The organism is Buttiauxella selenatireducens (genome assembly GCF_031432975.1).
GTDB classification, from domain to species: domain Bacteria; phylum Pseudomonadota; class Gammaproteobacteria; order Enterobacterales; family Enterobacteriaceae; genus Buttiauxella; species Buttiauxella selenatireducens.
On the sequence record NZ_CP133838.1, the window covers coordinates 2,289,867 to 2,307,604 of the forward strand.

The following is a 17,738-nucleotide window of genomic DNA, read 5'->3' on the forward strand; positions in this document are numbered from 1 at the left end:
TTCTGCCGCCTGATTATCAGGCTTGACGACAAGTGGCGATAATATCCATATCTGACTGATATTCATACGTTTTAATGTCCATCATGCCGAGTAGCGTTGAGAAAATATTATCCTGAGAGACTTTTTCCGCAGCGGCTTTTTTCGTCAGACAGTCAGCATTCACTGCAAAGTTCTGTTGGTAATCTTTCGACAACCAGAACAGGAACGGAATGTGTGTTTGCTGTGAAGGTGCCAGCATGTAAGGCGTGCCATGCAGGTAAATACCGTTTTCACCTAATGATTCACCGTGGTCGGAAAGATACACCAGCGCGGTGTTGAAGCGATCGCCATGCGCTTTGAGTTCGTCGATGGTGCGGCTGACAATATCATCGGTATACAGAATAGTGTTGTCATAGGTATTGATGAGCGCCTGACGATCGCAATCCTGTATCTGGTTACTGTCGCAAGTTGGCGTGAATTTACGAAATTTGTCAGGGTAGCGGCGATAGTAAGCTGGGCCGTGGCTGCCCATCAGGTGCAGAACAAAAACGGAATCCTGTTGTACGCCATCCAGCACATGGCCAAAGCGGTTCAGCAACGCGTCATCCCAACATGATTGATCTTTGCACAAGGCGCTTATATTCCACTGCGTCATATCAGTATGTGGGATTCGGTTACAGACACCCTTACAACCCCCGTCATTTTCACGCCATAACACGTTGATACCCGCATGCGCGAACACATCCATCAACCCTTCCTGATGGCGGGCAAGATCAGCATCGTATTGTTTACGCGGCATATTAGAGAACATACAAGGGACAGATACGGCCGTTTCCGTGCCGCACGATGAGGCATTAGGGAAATATATAACGTTCTGTTTTTTAAGCTCAGGATTGGTTTCACGGGCGTAACCGTTCAGAGAATAGTTTTCAGCGCGCGAAGCTTCGCCGACCACAAACACGACTACGGTCTTCTTTTTCTGTTGGGTAATCAGTGCGCCTTTCCTGGCATCTTCACCAATCTTTATCAATGTCTGGTCACCGGTAAACCAACGCGCTTTGGTGTAGCTGCTAATCGCACTGATGTAGTTGGCGGGAGTCACCATTTTCACGATGTTTTTGTTGTTACGGAACAGTGAGGCGTAGTCCTTATAAAATACGGAAGCCACCAGAATAATGATAAGCAGACCCGCCAAAACACTGACGGTACGCGTCAGGAGGGTGTACCACCAACGTGAGGGTTTGATTTTTATGATGGTCATGAACACGGCTGGCACGATACCGGCAAACCCAAGCCACAACAGCAATTGCGGGGTAACCAATGCCACCGCTTCCTGGGAGTCGGTTTCAAAGACATTGGTCATCATATTTTTGTCGATAACCGCGCCATAGGTGAACATAAAATAGTTACAGGCCGCGCAGCCAATCACCAATATCACCAGCAGGGGTTTACGTAACCACGGCAGGTTAATCAGACTAAAGATAGTCAACCAGGCGCTAAACAAAACGACAGGTACGGAGATGGCGAAAACCCAGCTGTGGAACGAATCTGGAGCAATGATTTCCCAGGTGCGCTTGATAAAGAGAAAATTAATTAACGTGAAGAAGAATGCGCAGTAAAGATTAAACTTTGAGTCGTTACACTGTAACTTTTCTAAGGTTTCCATAACAACCATAAGTGCCCATAAATAATGAGCACAGACTAATGAAGGAAGATTAGGTGAACCTTAATTTAATTAAAACGATCCTATTTCGTGTTTCGCGACAAGTGTTAAGAATATTCACCGCACCGCTTGCAACATTTTGGATGTCAGGCTTCAATTGAAATAATGCTGCAAAAAGGGGTTTAGGGTGTCTGAACAGTTAGAGTTTTTCCCGATACAAAGCCCGTGTCGCGGCATCTGCCAGTCAGATGAGCGTGGATTTTGCCGTGGCTGTATGCGAAGCCGTGATGAACGTTTTCAGTGGCAGCAGATGAGTGATGTGCAAAAGCAAGATGTGCTGCGCTTATGCCGCCAGCGATTAATGCGCAAATTACGAGCAAACAAATCCGCTTCACCTGAAGAGCCGCAACAACCCTCACTATTTTAATTCGTTGATGTCGTTATACTCAGATGCAGAATTCGTTTAATACTGAGGATCGGCCTTATGGTACAGCGCATTACGATTTCCCCGCAGGGACCTGAGTTTTCACGCCTGGTTATGGGTTATTGGCGTTTGATGGAGTGGAATATGTCCCCTCGTCAACTGGCCAGTTTTATTGAAGAACATGTCGATTTGGGTATCACGACTGCCGACCACGCCGATATTTATGGTGGTTATCAGTGTGAGGCCGCGTTTGGTGAAGCGATGCGCCTGGTGCCGCATCTGCGCCAGAAAATGGAAATTGTCACCAAGTGTGGGATTGCCACCACTGCCAATCCAGACCATGCGCTGGGGCACTACATTACCGACAAATCACACATCATCAGCAGTGCTGAAGCCTCGCTACAAAAACTGGCTACTGATTACCTCGATTTGCTTTTGATTCACCGTCCTGATCCTCTAATGGATGCTGATGAAGTGGCTGATGCGTTCACCTCGCTGCATCAGAGCGGTAAAGTGCGCCACTTCGGTGTGTCGAACTTCACACCGGCACAATTTACGCTGTTGCAATCTCGGTTGCCGTTTACGCTTGCTACCAATCAGGTAGAAATCTCACCGGTGCATCAGCCAACCATTCTTGATGGCACGTTGGATCAATGCCAGCAGCTACGCATTCATCCGATGGCGTGGTCATGTCTTGGGGGCGGCAGTTTGTTTAATGATGAAGCATTCCAGCCGTTACGTGATGAGTTACGCGCAGTGGCTGATGAAATGGGGGCGGAAACGATCGAGCAAGTGGTTTATGCCTGGGTGATGCGCTTGCCTGCAAAACCGCTGCCTATCATTGGCTCCGGTAAAATTGAACGCGTGCGTTCAGCTATCCACTCTCTCAGCCTTGATATGAGCCGCCAACAGTGGTTCCGCATTCGTAAAGCCGCTCTGGGTTACGACGTGCCATAACGCGCAAAAATAGTTATCTCCCGGAGCAATCGACTGGTATGGCCTATGCTTAACAGGCTGAAAGTCAATCCGGGAGGTAATATGAAGCGAATAAGTCTGGCTTTTCTAACACTATTTAGCTGTGCGGCAGTTCAGGCTGCGAGCACCGAGGTTCAAATGAATCTCGTCACGCCACAGGGAATTGGTCATTCTCTTGGTACGGTAAAAATCACCGAAACCGATAAAGGGCTGGTCTTCGCGCCCGATCTCCGAACACTTCCTCCTGGTGAGCATGGCTTCCATGTTCATGCCAACGGCAGTTGTGAGCCCGCAATGAAAGAGGGAAAACCTTCGGCCGCTGAAGCCGCAGGAGGACACCTTGATCCCGATAAAACCGGTAAACATATGGGACCGATGGGCGTTGGGCATCTGGGCGATTTACCCGTGCTGGTGGTCGATAATGACGGTATTGCAACCGAACCCGTGACGGCACCACGCCTGAATACCCTGGATGAAGTCAAAGGCAAGGCGCTGATGGTGCATGTCGACGGCGATAATATGTCCGATCAACCTAAACCGCTTGGCGGTGGCGGTGCGCGATACGCGTGTGGTGTTATCCAGTAAACTCAGCGGCTGCCTGCTGGTTGTTCGGCAGGCGGCGCTTGTGCCAATTGTGAAAGCGAACAATAGAGTCGCCAGATGATACCGGCAAGTTCACGCGCGGCCGGAGTATGATGGTGCGACAGAGAATCCGACATGCGCTGCAATTCCTGCAACGTCCGGGCTAAAGAGTTTTGCTGGACCCCGCGCTCGCTCATGATGTCTCTCAGGGTATGAATACATACATCGCGTACCTGAGAAAGCGGGTCGGATCGTGTTTCCCAACCGCGTAGTTGCCACACCACATGTGAGCAGTTAAGTAGCACCACGCCCCAACGCAGCAGCCATCGACGCGCCATCTCATCTTTACTGTTACTTAGCTGGCTAATGTGATGATAAACCAGTGATTCAAACTGGTTCTCAGAATGCAGTGGCTTACGGCTGAGTTGGTCAACGAAACCGCGGCGCAATGCGCGAATATGACGACGGCTTTTCCGCGAATCTGAACCAGGGCGCAGTACAGAAAATGCTACCCAGGAAAGGCCCACGCCGATAACTTTTGCCAGATTGTCGTTCAGGAAGTCGGCGAGGTCATAAACCGGGGGATTCGTCACGGCAACAAACGATCCCATGAACACAATCAATTGCCCCCATAAACCGGCAAGCTTAGGTTGTTGTAGTTTAAGTAATTGCATCGTCGCCAACAACGGCAACAAGAAAATCAGGAATTGCCAGAGATCGGTAATTTGGACCATCAGGCCAAATTTCACCAGGAAGCTGAACATTGAGAGCCACAACAATGTGCGCATCAGGAGTGTGAGTGAATTCAGCGGTGAAGGTACGGACGAATAGAGCACACAACTGATTGCCGCAAGCGTCAATGCGCCGCTGCCCGAATCCCATTGGGTGCTGATACACCAGGCTCCGGTTATGGTTATGACGCAAAATGTACGCAGTGCGCTCCATATGGCTTCAGTACTATCGGTATGACGTGCCAGCGGTGCGGTGACAGGTGGAGTGAGTACTGAAACCGGAGTGGCATTTTCCAGTTCACGCATCCAACGGCTGCTATTGAGATACAGCCAGCAGAAATAGCGCAAACGATGCCAGAAAGCCTGGTGGCGGTAATCATCTTCTGAAGGGGGAGCAATCTGCGAAAGGAGACGTGCAACGGTGTACTTATGAACATCTTCCCGCGCCAACTCTTTGATCAGCGCGTCCATAACAGGCCATAAATTTTCAGGCGGATTAGGCCAGTTCATCAACATACGGCGCAGGCTGGAGATAACACTGGTCATGCGTAATTGCTGATGAATGAGATAGTTAAGCAAATTGTTCTGACGGCGGAAACGGTAATGGCTCCAGAATGCCTGAATGCGTAACAGGTTCATGGTCAAAATTTGCCCAATCACACCTTCATGCGCGGTACGAATCGCATCAGTGGTTTCAGGCTTCCACAACATCGAGGCGTGTTCAAGCAAGCGCGTATGCATATTGCGCAGAGCGGTGAGCAGCGTGGTGCCATCTGACGTACTGGGCAGCACCATCATCATGAATGCGCCACACAAAATACCGACGATAACTTCGCAAACACGCGCCTGTGTGATATCCCAAAGTTGCGTGGTATCGACGGTATTCACCATCGGGAAAGCGATGATCGCGGCGGTATAGCCCGCCAGCATAAAGGCGTACGCCACGTTGTTCTGATAATGACTGGAGCTCCAGGTACAGAGCGCAAGCCACGACGCCATCGCAAAGGTGAACAACCACGGGTCGTTGAGCGTATTCCCCGCAATGATCAGGGAGGCCATTGCACCTATCAGGCTACCCGCGACTCGCCCAAGGCTTTTGCTGACCACGCCGCCGACCGTTGGAAAACTGACTACGGCCGCTGAGGTCATTGCCCAGTAAGGTTCATCTAAATTGAGGTAGTAGGCGATGGTGAGTGCGAGACACATCGCAATAGCATTACGCAGTGCGTAACGCCATTGGCCTGCATTCGCTTTCGCCCAGGGGGTATTTCGCCATGTCAACGCGGAGAATTTCATCGGCGAGGTCAGTGCTTAATCGTCACAGTGCAGGTGGTGCCGGAAACCAGCGTAATGCCTTGCGGGATTTCATCTAGCTGAATGCGCACAGGAACACGTTGGGCCAGGCGCACCCACGGCACATTAGGTTTAATGTCCGGTACTAAATCACTATTACTTTCCACGCTTTGATCGTATATCGCGCGCCCAATACTTTGTACTTTTCCGCTTAATGGAATATGTCCGCTATACAAAACAATCTGCGTAGCATCACCGGGTTGGATATGGCGCAGTTTGGTTTCTTCAAAATAACCCACAACGTAAAACGAGTGGCTGTCGACGAGGGCAAAAACGGGTTGGCCCACAGTGGCGTAGTTACCGGTTCGCGTGGAGAGGTTCGTTACCCATCCATCCACCGGTGCGCTGACCGTAGTTTGAGTAATTTGCCATTTCGCCTGTTCAAGCGTAGCTTCGGCCGCTTTTACAGCGGCTTGCTCGGCTTTGACATTAATATTCGCGGTATCCATATCTTCAGCCGATATGTAATTGCGGGGTAAATTTCTGCGGCGCAGTGCTTCATTGCTGGCTTTTGCCAGTTCAGACTGCGCCTGGGCTAACTGCGCTTCCGCGTTCAGTTGTGCAATGTGATAGGGCGTGGGGTCAATCGTGAACAGTACCGTACCCGCTTTGACGAACTGGTTATCTTCAATATTGAGTTGAGTAATGGTTCCCGACACCTGGGGCGTGATGCTGACTTGTTCGGCACGCACTTTCCCATCTCGCGTCCACGGAGATTGCATGTAATAATTCCATAACAACCAGCCAACAATGATGGCTACAGCGAAAATCAGCAAAGTGGAAAAGTATTTTATTGTTTTCATGTTTTACCAGACCACCAGAAACGCAAGTCCTGCACAGACGGAGAGTGAAAATAACGACAGATCCATTAATGTCGGATGCCAGATATCACCGGAATACATCCAGTCACGCAGTAAATGATGAAGAATGAGCCAGATAAAAAAGCCCAGGATTATCGCTTTAAAAATAGGGGGGAAGTAGATTGAAGCTCCTACAACCAAGTCCTGGAGCGGCAGGCCGGATGTTAAAAAATCGAGTTTCACGTCAGATAATCCTTTAAATTTCCGGGGATGACTGCCGTTTCCCCTGACTTAGTTGTAAACTAAAAGTATAGCTGGTTGCTTAACGTCAGCAAAAGTAAGGAATTTAATTTTTCAATTAATGCCTGCACAATAGTTTAAAATCAGTATAATAAGTTAGCAAGCTAATTATAAGGAGATGAAATTGGAATCGCCACTAGGATCGGATCTGGCACGGTTGGTGCGCATTTGGCGTGCTCTGATTGACCATCGCCTGAAACCTCTGGAGTTGACACAGACGCATTGGGTAACGCTGCACAATATTCACCAGTTACCGCCCGAGCAGTCACAGATTCAGTTGGCCAAAGCGATTGGTATTGAGCAACCATCACTGGTTAGAACGCTCGACCAACTGGAAGAGAAAGGGCTTATTTCACGTCAAACTTGTGCGAATGACCGAAGGGCGAAACGCATAAAGCTTACTGAACGCGCTGAGCCAATTATTAATGAGATGGAAACGGTTATTAAAAAAACGCGCAATGAGATTTTGTTGGGGATCAGTTCTGAAGAACAAGAACTATTACTTGACCTGATTAATCGCCTGGAGCAAAACATCGTTCATCTACAGACAAAAGAGTAATGCCTTTCAGTAAGCCTCATCATTCGGTGAGGCTTTCTATTTTGCAACAATCGATACTGCAGAAATAACGTGGGGCAACCTGCAAACAAGCCGCCCCTGGCATTATTAATTTGGTGATACCGTCGTTTGGCTGCCGTTGCTGGCGATGCGTACACGTTGACCCGCTACGAATTGGGTGTTGCCTTGTTTCTGCACGACCAGAATAGTGTTGCCATCATCTTTACGAATTTCTAGCTCAACACCGTCGGTTTTGTTCAGTGCACCCTGAACGCTCTGGCCCGCAACACCACCTGCTACTGCACCAGCAGCAGTTGCCAGTGAACGACCGGTACCCCCGCCAACAGTGTTACCCAGGAAACCACCCAGAACAGCACCACCAATCGCGCCCATCACATTTGAATCATTTCCTGCCTGGATTTGAACCGGACGGGTGGATACCAACGTGCCGTAGGTTACGCTTTGAACTTGCTTGGCGTCTGAGGCGCTATAAACATCGCCGGAAAGCGTGCTGGTGTTAGCACAACCAGCCAAAGTTAAACCCACTAATGAAACTGCCAGTATACGTGAAATCATTTATGACTCTCCTGATCATCTAGAAACGCCCAACCGAGCATCCATCGTGTCTAAATTATATGGTATTTAGGTGCTGAATTTAATATTAGTTCAGCCGCATTATGGCATTGAAACTAAAAAAGCCTGCATTAACCAGGCTTAAACCAGTTGCAGTTAGGGCATAACACCACTTTCACTATCATTTTGTGACGCAATGTTATTAAAAATATTAATTAATCACCGAATTGAATGTTAGTTTATGAAGGAATTAATCCCACTATTTGGCGAGTCTCCAGGAGTAACAGATGAAATCAGGGCGTTATATCGGTGTGATGTCAGGTACCAGCCTGGACGGTATTGATGTCGTTCTGGCAGCGATCGATGAACATCTTGTTGCCCAGCAGGCCAGTTACTGCCATCCGATTCCGTTGGATATCAAAAAAGCCATTCTGGCTATCTGCCAGGGGCAACAATTAACCCTTTCTCAACTCGGACAGCTTGATAATCGTCTGGGTAAATTGTTCGCTGAGGCGGTGCAAACCCTGATGAATGAACAAGGGCTGACGTATACGGATGTCACCGCCATTGGTTGCCATGGGCAAACGGTGTGGCATGAGCCACAAGGTGAAGCGCCTCATACCATGCAAATTGGTGACAATAATCAGATTGTTGCCCGCACAGGCGTCACTGTTGTGGGGGACTTCCGTCGTCGTGATATGGCGCTTGGGGGACAGGGAGCACCACTTGTGCCTGCTTTCCATCAGGCTTTACTTGGACATCCTACCGAACATCGTATGGTGCTCAACATCGGCGGTATCGCAAATCTCTCGCTGCTCATTCCCGAACAACCGGTACGCGGCTTCGACACTGGGCCGGGAAATATGCTGATTGATGCCTGGATCTGGCGTCAGCGTGGAAAAGCCTACGATAAAGACGCGGAATGGGCGATCAGCGGTAAGGTGATCCTCCCGTTGTTGCAGCAAATGCTAAGCGATCCTTACTTTGCGATGCCCGCGCCAAAAAGTACCGGGCGCGAGTATTTCAATTATGGCTGGCTCGAGCGTCAACTCGCGGCATTTCCAGGCGTTGCTGCAGAAGATGTTCAGGCGACACTGACCGAACTGACTGCGATAACGATTTCAGAGCAAGTCTTGTTGAGCGGCGGTTGTGAGCGCCTGATGGTGTGTGGCGGGGGCAGCCGTAATCCTTTATTGATGGCCCGTTTGGCTGGGCTCCTGGCGGGAATCGAAGTCACCACCACTGACGACGCGGGAATCAGTGGTGATGATATGGAAGCGTTAGCTTTCGCCTGGCTTGCCTTCCGCACGTTATCTGGGCTACCGGGTAATTTGCCTTCGGTAACAGGGGCGTCGGCCGCCAGTGTGATAGGTGCAATTTTTCCTGCAAACCCGCTGTATAATCAGAGTTAACTGAAATAATCTTCAGCACTAAATCTCTAAACTGAAGTTAATGGGGGAGGTTATGCTCCCCCTTTATAAGAAATAATAAGAACTTCAGGACATGCAGATGAAAAAACTACTTATTGCCACCATCCCCTTCATGCTTGCCGGATGTAGCTACTACAACACTTTTGTAGAACGTATGCAGACGGATACGCTGCAATATCAATGTGATGAAAAACCCCTGACGGTTAAACAAAACAACCAAAAAAGTATGGTGAGCTTTGTTTACGACAACGAATACTTATCACTGACACAGGGCTTATCCGCATCGGGCGCCCGTTATACTGATGGGGTTTACGTGTTCTGGTCGAAGGGGGATACCGCTACGGTGTATCGTAAAGACCAGATTGTATTGAATAATTGCCAGCTACAAAATCCAAAACGTTGAGATTTCTTAGGGTGGGGCGCACAATAGCTCCACCTTACGATAGCCTGACGTAACGCCATGTCTGATAATGACTCTCTGCAACAAATTGCACATCTGCGCCGCGAATACACTAAAGGTGGCTTGCGCCGTAATGATCTTACTGAGCAACCGTTAGCACTGTTTGAGCGCTGGTTAGCTCAAGCCTGCGACGCAAAACTTGCTGATCCTACCGCCATGGTGGTGGCCACGGTTGATGAGAACGGCCAACCGTATCAGCGTATTGTTTTGCTCAAACACTTTGATGAACGTGGGCTGGTGTTTTATACCAATCTCGGTTCGCGCAAAGCGCATCATCTGGAAAATAACCCGCGTATAAGCCTGCATTTCCCTTGGCATATGCTCGACCGTCAGGTGATGGTGCAGGGTACTGCGGAGCGCTTATCTACACTCGAAGTGATGAAGTATTTCCACAGCCGGCCGCGTGACAGCCAAATCGGTGCCTGGGTTTCCAAACAATCCAGCCGAATTTCCGCTCGCGGTATTCTTGAAAGTAAATTCCTCGAACTGAAACAGAAATTCCAGCAGGGCGAAATTCCATTACCCAGTTTCTGGGGTGGGTATCGCGTAACAATTGACCAAATGGAATTCTGGCAGGGTGGAGAACATCGTCTACACGATCGTTTTTTATACCAGCGTGAAGGCAGTGCCTGGAAAATAGACCGTCTGGCTCCATAACATAGGCAAATTGTTGTTTTAAGCGCTGGCACTCCGGTTGTTGGCGCTTTATTCTATGTCCCCTAAGAAATTACTTCCTTTCGTCAACTGGCGAAAAGCCGTGTACCGGCCAAGGTGCAGTCGTATATAGATGGAGAATTTGATGGCAAGCATCAATTTGATAAAACAATTGCAAGAGCGGGGCTTAGTCGCCCAGGTAACGGATGAAGAAGCGTTAGCACAGCGACTGGCGCAAGGGCCAATTGCTCTGTATTGCGGCTTTGATCCTACCGCTGACAGCTTGCATTTGGGCCATCTGGTTCCGCTGCTGTGCCTGAAACGCTTCCAGGAAGCAGGTCACAAACCGGTTGCGCTGGTGGGTGGTGCGACAGGTCTGATTGGCGACCCGAGTTTTAAAGCATCAGAGCGTAAACTCAATACCGAAGATACCGTTCAGGAGTGGGTTGAAAAAATCCGCCGTCAGGTTGCACCGTTCCTTGATTTCGACTGTGGCGAAAACTCAGCAATTGCGGCTAACAACTACGACTGGTTTGGCGGCATGAACGTGCTGACCTTCCTGCGAGATATCGGTAAGCACTTCTCTGTTAACCAGATGATTAACAAAGAAGCCGTGAAGCAGCGTCTGAACCGTGATGATGTCGGTATTTCCTTTACCGAATTCTCCTACAACCTGCTGCAGGGTTATGACTTCGCGTGTCTGAACAAGCTGCATGGCGTGGTTCTACAAATTGGTGGTTCTGATCAGTGGGGTAACATCACCTCCGGTATCGATTTGACTCGTCGTCTGCATCAGCAACAGGCCTTTGGTCTGACTGTTCCGTTGATCACCAAATCCGATGGCACCAAGTTTGGTAAAACTGAAGGTGGTGCGGTGTGGCTGGATCCTAAGAAAACCAGTCCATATAAATTCTACCAATTCTGGATTAACACGGCTGATTCCGATGTCTATCGTTTCCTGAAGTTCTTTACCTTCATGAGCCTCGAAGAAATCAACGCGCTGGAAGAAGAAGACAAGAACAGCGGCACAGCTCCGCGTGCGCAATATGTGCTGGCAGAGCAAGTGACTCGTCTGGTTCACGGTGAAGAAGGTCTGGAAGCGGCGAAACGTATCACCAGCAGCCTGTTCAATGGCAACCTGAGCGATTTGACCGAAGCTGACCTTGAGCAACTGGCACAAGACGGCGTACCGATGGTGGAAATGGAGCGCGGCGCTGACCTGCAACAGGCTTTGGTTGATTCCGAACTGCAACCGTCACGCGGCCAGGCACGTAAAACCATCGCGCAAAACGCCATCACCATTAACGGCGAGAAGCAGTCTGACCCGGAATATACCTTTGCTGATAGCGATATTCTTTTCAATCGCTACACCTTGCTGCGCCGGGGCAAGAAAAATTACTGCCTCGTTTGCTGGAAGTAATTAAGAATGAACAGAAGGGCGTGGGAAACCACGCCCTTTATTTTTACCACCCGTTGTTAATTCACAACCACTATAAAAATCGGTGTATCCGAGTAGAGAAATGAAAAACATTCTTGCCATCCAATCCCATGTAGTTTTCGGTCATGCAGGTAACAGTGCCGCAGAATTCCCGATGCGACGTCTTGGTGCAAACGTATGGTCGCTGAACACAGTACAGTTCTCCAACCATACCCAATACGGAAAATGGACAGGCAGCGTAATGCCGGCCAGTCACCTCAGCGAGATTGTGCAGGGGATTGCAGATATTGGGCAATTAGAGCGTTGTGACGCAGTTCTGAGTGGTTATCTTGGCTCAGCGGAACAGGGCGAACACATTCTTTCTATTGTGCGTAAAGTTAAAGAAGCGAATCCAGGTGCTAAGTATTTCTGTGACCCAGTCATGGGGCATCCTGAGAAGGGCTGTATCGTCGCCCCCGGTGTTGCTGAATTCCATACGCGTTACGCACTGCCAGCCAGTGACATTATCGCGCCAAACTTGATTGAGCTTGAAATCTTGTGCGGTCACGCGGTTAACACGGTAGAAGAAGCGGTGCATGCCGCGAGAGAGTTGATTAACCTGGGGCCGGAGATTGTGCTGGTGAAACACCTGGCACGCGCAGCTTATCAGCAGGATCGCTTTGAAATGCTGTTGGTGACGGCCGATGAAGCCTGGCATATCCATCGCCCATTGGTCGATTTTGGTGAGCGCCAGCCCGTCGGCGTGGGTGATGTGACGAGTGGGCTGCTGCTGGTAAATCTATTGCATGGTGCCACGCTACGCGAAGCATTACAGCATGTCACTGCAGCGGTTTACGACATCATGGTCGTGACCAAGAAAATGGAAGAATACGAGTTACAACTGGTCGCAGCGCAGGAAGGTATTGCGCGTCCAGAGCATTATTTCACTGCGGTGAAACTGTAATAAAAAAGGCGGGTGACGCATGCGTCATTCCGCCTTCTGAGTTGCTGGCAATGGGTCGGATAGACAACAGCGCTATCCGACTAAGCACAACCCATCGAATTAAATTCCTTCAGCCGTTAATGCAGCAGCTACTGCCGGACGCGCTTTCATTCGTTCCATAAACGCATCGATATTACTTAGCCCTTCCATGTTCAGTTTCACCGCATCCGCCCAGCGCAACACGGTAAACAGATACGCATCTGCCACACTAAAGCGCAGCCCCATCAGCCACTGTTTATCATTGAGCTCTTCGTTGACGTATCTGAATTTCTTTTCCAGTGCCGCACGAGTGATGAGTTTGAACTCTTCCGGTGTGGCTGGATTGAACAGCGGTGAGAAACCTTTATGTAACTCGGTTGCGATGTAGTTGAGCCACTCCAGCGTGTGGTAGCGCGTCATACTCCCGGCAGGTGCAAGTAATTGGCGGTCAGGTACTTTATCTGCCAGATACTGCACAATCGCCACGCCTTCAGTCAGCAGTGAACCATCATCAAGCAGCAGCGCGGGGACTTGTCCTTTTGCATTTACGTCGAGATAGTCGTCACCCGCTTCAGTTTTCTTCGCCGCTAAATCGACTTTAACCAGAGAGAAATCAACACCAGTTTCACGCAGGATAATATGAGGGGAGAGGGAACAGGCACCAGCTTTATAATACAGTTTCATTTCTGAACTCCTATAGGGCGCAAAGATACTCTATGGTAGTGCTCATTCAGATAAAAAAAAAGCCGTTAAGCATGAAGCTAACGGCTTAAAATTTTATGTTTCCCGCTACATTACGCGGTAGCTGTTTCCTTAGCGGCTTCAGCTTTTTCGTCACTCTGTGCCATACGGCTCAGTTTTGGTGCGGTGATCATCATCAGAATCGCGATAACTGCCGTAGCAATACCAATCTGCATGAACACACGACCGTAAACTTCCAGAGAAACCAGCGGATCTGTAACGTTTTCAGGTACAGCCATCAGGTTAGCAACTTTACCTGCAATAATTGCAGCACCTGCGGTAGTCAGGAACCAGCTACCCATGATGAAGCCCATCAGACGCTGTGGAACCAGTTGTGCAACCATCGCCAGACCCAGACCGGAAATCATCAGCTCACCGATACTTTGCAGCGCATAGCTCAGAATTAACCAGCTTACAGATACGATACCGGCATCAGATGCGAACTTAGCACCCAGTGGCAGCACCAGGAAGGCCAGGGAACACAGAACCATACCGAATGCGAACTTGTGCGGCATCGGCATACGGTCGCCCATCTTGTTATAGATTGCAGCCAGAATCGGGCTACCAATCATAATCCAGAACAGGTTCAGTGCCTGGAACTGCTCAGGTTCGAACATCACACCCAGGATAGAGTGCTCAACATTACGAATCGCAAAGAAGTTCAGAGAGGTTGGCATTTGGCTGTACAGCACGAAGAATACAATTGCCTGAACCATCAGGATGAACGCAACAATCATCTTACGACGAGCAGCACCCTGCATTGCGAAAGCTTCTTTCGCAAAGATAATCACGATGCCCAGAGCGACTACGCCCAGAACCATACGTGCGATACCCTGGTTGTGCAGCAGCCAGGTTGCCGCAGTAACCAGCACCAGAACACCAACAATAGTGGTTGCCAGTTTACCTAAGTGAACAGGTTGGAAGTCAGGTTTGGAACCGTGGTTCTTGACCCACTTCTTGCAGAACATGAAGTTTACGAGGGTGATAAGCATACCCACGAAGCTCAGAGAGAACGCAACGCTCCAGCCATATTTCGCCGCAAGCCATGGCGTGGCAAGCATTGAGAAGAATGAACCGATGTTGATGGACATGTAGTACATGGTAAATGCACCGTCCAGACGTGGATCATCCTTTTCATAGCAAGTAGAAAGCAGGGAGGACGGGTTAGCCTTAAACAGACCGTTACCCACAGCGATAGTCGCCATACCCATATAAACGATAGCAACATCGTGACCGGAGTAAGCTACCAGCGCGTAACCGATAGCCAGTACGATGGTACCGAGCACAATGACACGCTTGGTGCCGAGAACTTTATCACCTAACCAACCACCAATCGCCACCATCCCGTAGACCAGTGCGCTGAAGGAAGAGAACAGGGTGATGGAGTCAGCTTCGGACATACCCAGCATTTTGACCAGGTACACGGCCATAATGCCCTGGAGGCCGTAGTAGCCAAAACGCTCCCATAATTCGATAGAGAAAATCAGGTAGAACGATTTAGGTTGCTTGAAAGCATTCAGACTAACGCTTTCTGCTGGTTTTTTGTTTGCAGTCGACACATATACCTCTTTTTTTACATCCCAATTTAACAGGAATTTTTAAGCGCTATGCCGAGAATGCATTCGCTTTTTTAGTTATAAGAAAGGGGAAACGGCGGGTAATGTTCACTATCCTGAGACATCAGGCAAGAGGTTTGTAATAACCTGTTACATTTATCTCGCGCGAGATAAAGCTCCGCAAAGCAAATTGTTATTCAGCGTTAAATTTTATCAAAATGCGCTTTACCAATTTATTCTCTTCTCGAATGCTAAAATAAACGCAATTTAGTTATATATTCTGCTTTACAGCCAAATGTGTAGTGATATGGGCCAGATGTAAAGATTTGTGCAGGCTATTGTACTGCTTGAGTTGGGTTATCACTGTGTATTACGAGGTTATTTATTTCATTTTGATGACTTAAATTTAACATCAAGTTATCAAAGTGATCTATGTCACATAGTTATGGAAAATTCTTATCGTAAAAAAACGATTAACCTCTTCGAGTGATTACACACCAGATGAAGTAAACGAAGCGGTAATAATATGCAGAATAAATCAATGGATTTGCTGCTGTTAGCAGTGATATGGGAGGCAGGGAGAGATATCGCCCGCTTCATAAGAAGCAGGCAGCGGATTAGATATCAACTTTCTCTTTGAATTCGCAGAGATCTTCAATGATACATGAGCCACAGCGGGGCTTACGGGCGATGCAGGTGTAACGCCCATGAAGAATTAACCAATGATGGCAATCCACTTTAAATTCTGCCGGAACGACCTTCAGTAGTTTTTCCTCAACTTGCTCAACATTTTTACCTGGAGCGAAGTTGGTGCGGTTACAGACGCGGAAAATGTGGGTGTCGACGGCGATAGTGGGCCAACCAAACGCAGTATTGAGCACCACGTTTGCAGTTTTACGACCCACGCCGGGCAAGGCTTCCAGAGCTGCTCTGTCTTCCGGCACTTCACCGTTATGTTGCTCGAGCAATATCCGGCAGGTCTTGATGACGTTTTCGGCTTTACTGTTAAACAGGCCAATGGTTTTGATATACGACTTCACGCCATCCACACCTAAGTTGAGCATGGCCTGAGGTGTATTCGCCACCGGATATAGCTTCGCCGTGGCTTTATTGACGCTGACATCGGTAGCTTGTGCTGACAGCAATACCGATATCAACAATTCAAACGGGGAGCTGAAATGTAACTCTGTGGTCGGGTGAGGGTTGTTATCACGCAGACGTGTGAGGATCTCTAACCGTTTGGCTTTATTCATTACGCTTTCTCTGGATTCCCTTCAGGTGCAGCAGCTTTCGCTGCGCGGCGCGTTTTCATTTTTTCATCAATCAGATACTTCACTGCCAACATTAAACCCAGGCCGATGAATGCACCCGGTGGCAACATCGCGAGCAGGAAAGGCGTGTCAGTGTGGAAGACTTCAATACGCAGCACCTTAGCCCAGCTACCCAGCAGCGCATCGGCCCCATCAAACAACGTTCCGTTACCAATGATTTCACGCAGCGAACCTAAAACAAACATTGCGCTGGTCGCCCCCAGACCAATGGCTAAGCCATCCAGAGCGGCAAGGGGCACGCTATTTTTAGCCGCAAATGCTTCGGCGCGGCCAATAACGATACAGTTGGTCACAATCAATGGAATGAAAATCCCCAATGACTGGTACAAGCCGTAGGCGTAAGCGTTGATCAACATCTGTACGATGCTCACCACCGAAGCAATGATCATCACATAAATCGGAATGCGAATTTCTGCTGGAGCCCACTGGCGTAGCGCGGAAATCGCGCTGTTGGTCAATACCAACACCAGCGTAGTCGCAAGGCCAAGACCGAGTGCGTTGGTGGCCGTGGAGGTTACCGCCAGCAGAGGGCACATACCCAACAGCTGAACCAGGGCTGAGTTATTTTTCCATAGCCCCTGAACGATAATGTCTTTTACGTCGCTCATGGTTGTGCTCCACAAACAGGCAGGTTATCAATTTGCGTGGGTAATGTTTTAGCGAACAGTCCCGCGCGTTTTACCGCATTAACCACGGCACGAGGTGTAATAGTCGCGCCCGTGAACTGGTCAAACTGGCCACCATCTTTTTTAACCGCCCAGCTTGCGTCATCACTACCTTGAATGGTTTTACCAGAAAAATAGGTAATCCAGTTACTCAGTCGTGTTTCGATTTTATCGCCAAGGCCCGGTGTTTCATGATGTTCCGTGACGCGCGAACCTAATACTTTGCCGTTAAAATCAGCCGCGACCAGCAATTGAATCGCGCCAGAATAGCCATCTGGTGCTGTTGCTTCCATCACCACGGCAACGGGCTGTTCGCCAAGACGTGCCACATAAATATGGTGTGTGCCTGTTCCTAACGGCGAATTATTAACGACCACACAGCTAGTTTGAATATCATTGTCGTAGCTATCAGCCGGAATAACCTGGTTAAACAACAGCTTTTGCTGCGCAACTGCCTGTTGTTCGATGGTGTCTTTGGTCAGGGCATTGACCACTGCCGTCAGACCCGTAGCCAGTACGGCAAACAGCGCCAAAGTAACGCCATGTTTTTGCATTGTTTTCAGCAT

Annotated in this window: 19 protein-coding genes; 9 read left to right on the forward strand and 10 right to left on the reverse strand. The window is 49.1% G+C overall.

Going from position 1 to position 17,738, the window contains the following annotated elements:
- Positions 1 to 16: 16 nt before the first annotated feature.
- Positions 17 to 1,645 (reverse strand): phosphoethanolamine transferase EptA, encoded by a 1,629-nt coding sequence (eptA, locus tag RHD99_RS10560; RefSeq protein WP_309878716.1) that lies wholly within the window; start codon positions 1,643 to 1,645, stop codon positions 17 to 19.
- Positions 1,646 to 1,829: 184 nt separating this feature from the next.
- On the opposite strand from eptA, the gene RHD99_RS10565 reads away from it, so the two are divergent.
- The 3 genes from RHD99_RS10565 to sodC all read left to right on the forward strand — a co-directional run bounded on the left by RHD99_RS10565 (position 1,830) and on the right by sodC (position 3,626).
- Positions 1,830 to 2,069, forward strand: coding sequence for a DUF1289 domain-containing protein (locus RHD99_RS10565; RefSeq protein ID WP_183269442.1), 240 nt, complete (start codon positions 1,830 to 1,832; stop codon positions 2,067 to 2,069).
- 57 nt (positions 2,070 to 2,126) lie between these two features.
- Positions 2,127 to 3,023, forward strand: coding sequence for an aldo/keto reductase (locus RHD99_RS10570; RefSeq protein ID WP_309878717.1), 897 nt, complete (start codon positions 2,127 to 2,129; stop codon positions 3,021 to 3,023).
- Between the two features lie 81 nt (positions 3,024 to 3,104).
- Positions 3,105 to 3,626: a superoxide dismutase [Cu-Zn] SodC gene (gene sodC / locus RHD99_RS10575; protein ID WP_309878718.1), complete on the forward strand. Its 522-nt coding sequence runs from the start codon at positions 3,105 to 3,107 to the stop codon at positions 3,624 to 3,626.
- Between the two features lie 2 nt (positions 3,627 to 3,628).
- Here sodC and RHD99_RS10580 read toward each other — a convergent pair whose 3' ends face one another.
- The 3 genes from RHD99_RS10580 to RHD99_RS10590 are packed head-to-tail and all read right to left on the reverse strand — an operon-like array spanning position 3,629 to position 6,750.
- Positions 3,629 to 5,650, reverse strand: coding sequence for an FUSC family protein (locus RHD99_RS10580; protein WP_309878719.1), 2,022 nt, complete (start codon positions 5,648 to 5,650; stop codon positions 3,629 to 3,631).
- Between the two features lie 8 nt (positions 5,651 to 5,658).
- Entirely contained in the window at positions 5,659 to 6,510 is an 852-nt protein-coding gene (locus tag RHD99_RS10585) for an efflux RND transporter periplasmic adaptor subunit (protein WP_309878720.1), read from the reverse strand.
- Positions 6,511 to 6,513: 3 nt separating this feature from the next.
- Positions 6,514 to 6,750 (reverse strand): DUF1656 domain-containing protein, encoded by a 237-nt coding sequence (locus tag RHD99_RS10590; protein ID WP_309878721.1) that lies wholly within the window; start codon positions 6,748 to 6,750, stop codon positions 6,514 to 6,516.
- Positions 6,751 to 6,925: 175 nt separating this feature from the next.
- Between RHD99_RS10590 and slyA the strand changes: the two genes are divergently transcribed.
- Positions 6,926 to 7,366 (forward strand): transcriptional regulator SlyA, encoded by a 441-nt coding sequence (gene slyA, locus RHD99_RS10595; RefSeq protein WP_183269436.1) that lies wholly within the window; start codon positions 6,926 to 6,928, stop codon positions 7,364 to 7,366.
- 105 nt (positions 7,367 to 7,471) lie between these two features.
- Here the strand turns inward: slyA and slyB are convergent, their stop codons facing one another.
- Positions 7,472 to 7,939 carry an outer membrane lipoprotein SlyB gene (gene slyB / locus RHD99_RS10600; RefSeq protein WP_309878722.1) on the reverse strand — a complete coding sequence of 156 codons (468 nt, stop codon included), beginning with the start codon at positions 7,937 to 7,939 and terminating at the stop codon, positions 7,472 to 7,474.
- A 284-nt stretch (positions 7,940 to 8,223) separates the two neighbouring features.
- Here slyB and anmK point away from each other — a divergent pair, with 284 nt between their 5' ends.
- The 5 genes from anmK (at position 8,224) to pdxY (ending at position 12,861) form a co-directional block, all read left to right on the forward strand.
- Complete coding sequence (gene anmK / locus RHD99_RS10605; RefSeq protein ID WP_309878724.1) at positions 8,224 to 9,348, forward strand: anhydro-N-acetylmuramic acid kinase; 1,125 nt, start codon at positions 8,224 to 8,226, stop codon at positions 9,346 to 9,348.
- 97 nt (positions 9,349 to 9,445) lie between these two features.
- Positions 9,446 to 9,769 carry a C-type lysozyme inhibitor gene (gene mliC / locus RHD99_RS10610; protein WP_183269433.1) on the forward strand — a complete coding sequence of 108 codons (324 nt, stop codon included), beginning with the start codon at positions 9,446 to 9,448 and terminating at the stop codon, positions 9,767 to 9,769.
- Between the two features lie 57 nt (positions 9,770 to 9,826).
- Positions 9,827 to 10,483 carry a pyridoxamine 5'-phosphate oxidase gene (gene pdxH / locus RHD99_RS10615; RefSeq protein WP_309878725.1) on the forward strand — a complete coding sequence of 219 codons (657 nt, stop codon included), beginning with the start codon at positions 9,827 to 9,829 and terminating at the stop codon, positions 10,481 to 10,483.
- Between the two features lie 142 nt (positions 10,484 to 10,625).
- Complete coding sequence (gene tyrS, locus RHD99_RS10620; RefSeq protein ID WP_183269431.1) at positions 10,626 to 11,900, forward strand: tyrosine--tRNA ligase; 1,275 nt, start codon at positions 10,626 to 10,628, stop codon at positions 11,898 to 11,900.
- 100 nt (positions 11,901 to 12,000) lie between these two features.
- On the forward strand, positions 12,001 to 12,861 hold the full coding sequence (gene pdxY / locus RHD99_RS10625; RefSeq protein ID WP_309878726.1) for a pyridoxal kinase PdxY: 861 nt from the start codon (positions 12,001 to 12,003) through the stop codon (positions 12,859 to 12,861).
- 99 nt (positions 12,862 to 12,960) lie between these two features.
- Here the strand turns inward: pdxY and gstA are convergent, their stop codons facing one another.
- From gstA to rsxG, 5 genes are all read right to left on the reverse strand, one after another.
- Positions 12,961 to 13,563 (reverse strand): glutathione transferase GstA, encoded by a 603-nt coding sequence (gstA, locus tag RHD99_RS10630; protein WP_309878727.1) that lies wholly within the window; start codon positions 13,561 to 13,563, stop codon positions 12,961 to 12,963.
- 110 nt (positions 13,564 to 13,673) lie between these two features.
- Positions 13,674 to 15,179: a dipeptide/tripeptide permease DtpA gene (gene dtpA, locus RHD99_RS10635; protein ID WP_309878728.1), complete on the reverse strand. Its 1,506-nt coding sequence runs from the start codon at positions 15,177 to 15,179 to the stop codon at positions 13,674 to 13,676.
- A 614-nt stretch (positions 15,180 to 15,793) separates the two neighbouring features.
- Positions 15,794 to 16,429, reverse strand: coding sequence for an endonuclease III (gene nth / locus RHD99_RS10640; RefSeq protein ID WP_270145205.1), 636 nt, complete (start codon positions 16,427 to 16,429; stop codon positions 15,794 to 15,796).
- On the reverse strand, positions 16,429 to 17,115 hold the full coding sequence (locus RHD99_RS10645) for an electron transport complex subunit E (protein WP_183269426.1): 687 nt from the start codon (positions 17,113 to 17,115) through the stop codon (positions 16,429 to 16,431). The genes nth and RHD99_RS10645 overlap by 1 nt, the downstream gene beginning before the upstream one ends.
- Positions 17,112 to 17,738 (reverse strand): electron transport complex subunit RsxG, encoded by a 627-nt coding sequence (gene rsxG / locus RHD99_RS10650; protein ID WP_309878730.1) that lies wholly within the window; start codon positions 17,736 to 17,738, stop codon positions 17,112 to 17,114. Before rsxG ends, RHD99_RS10645 begins: the two co-directional genes overlap by 4 nt.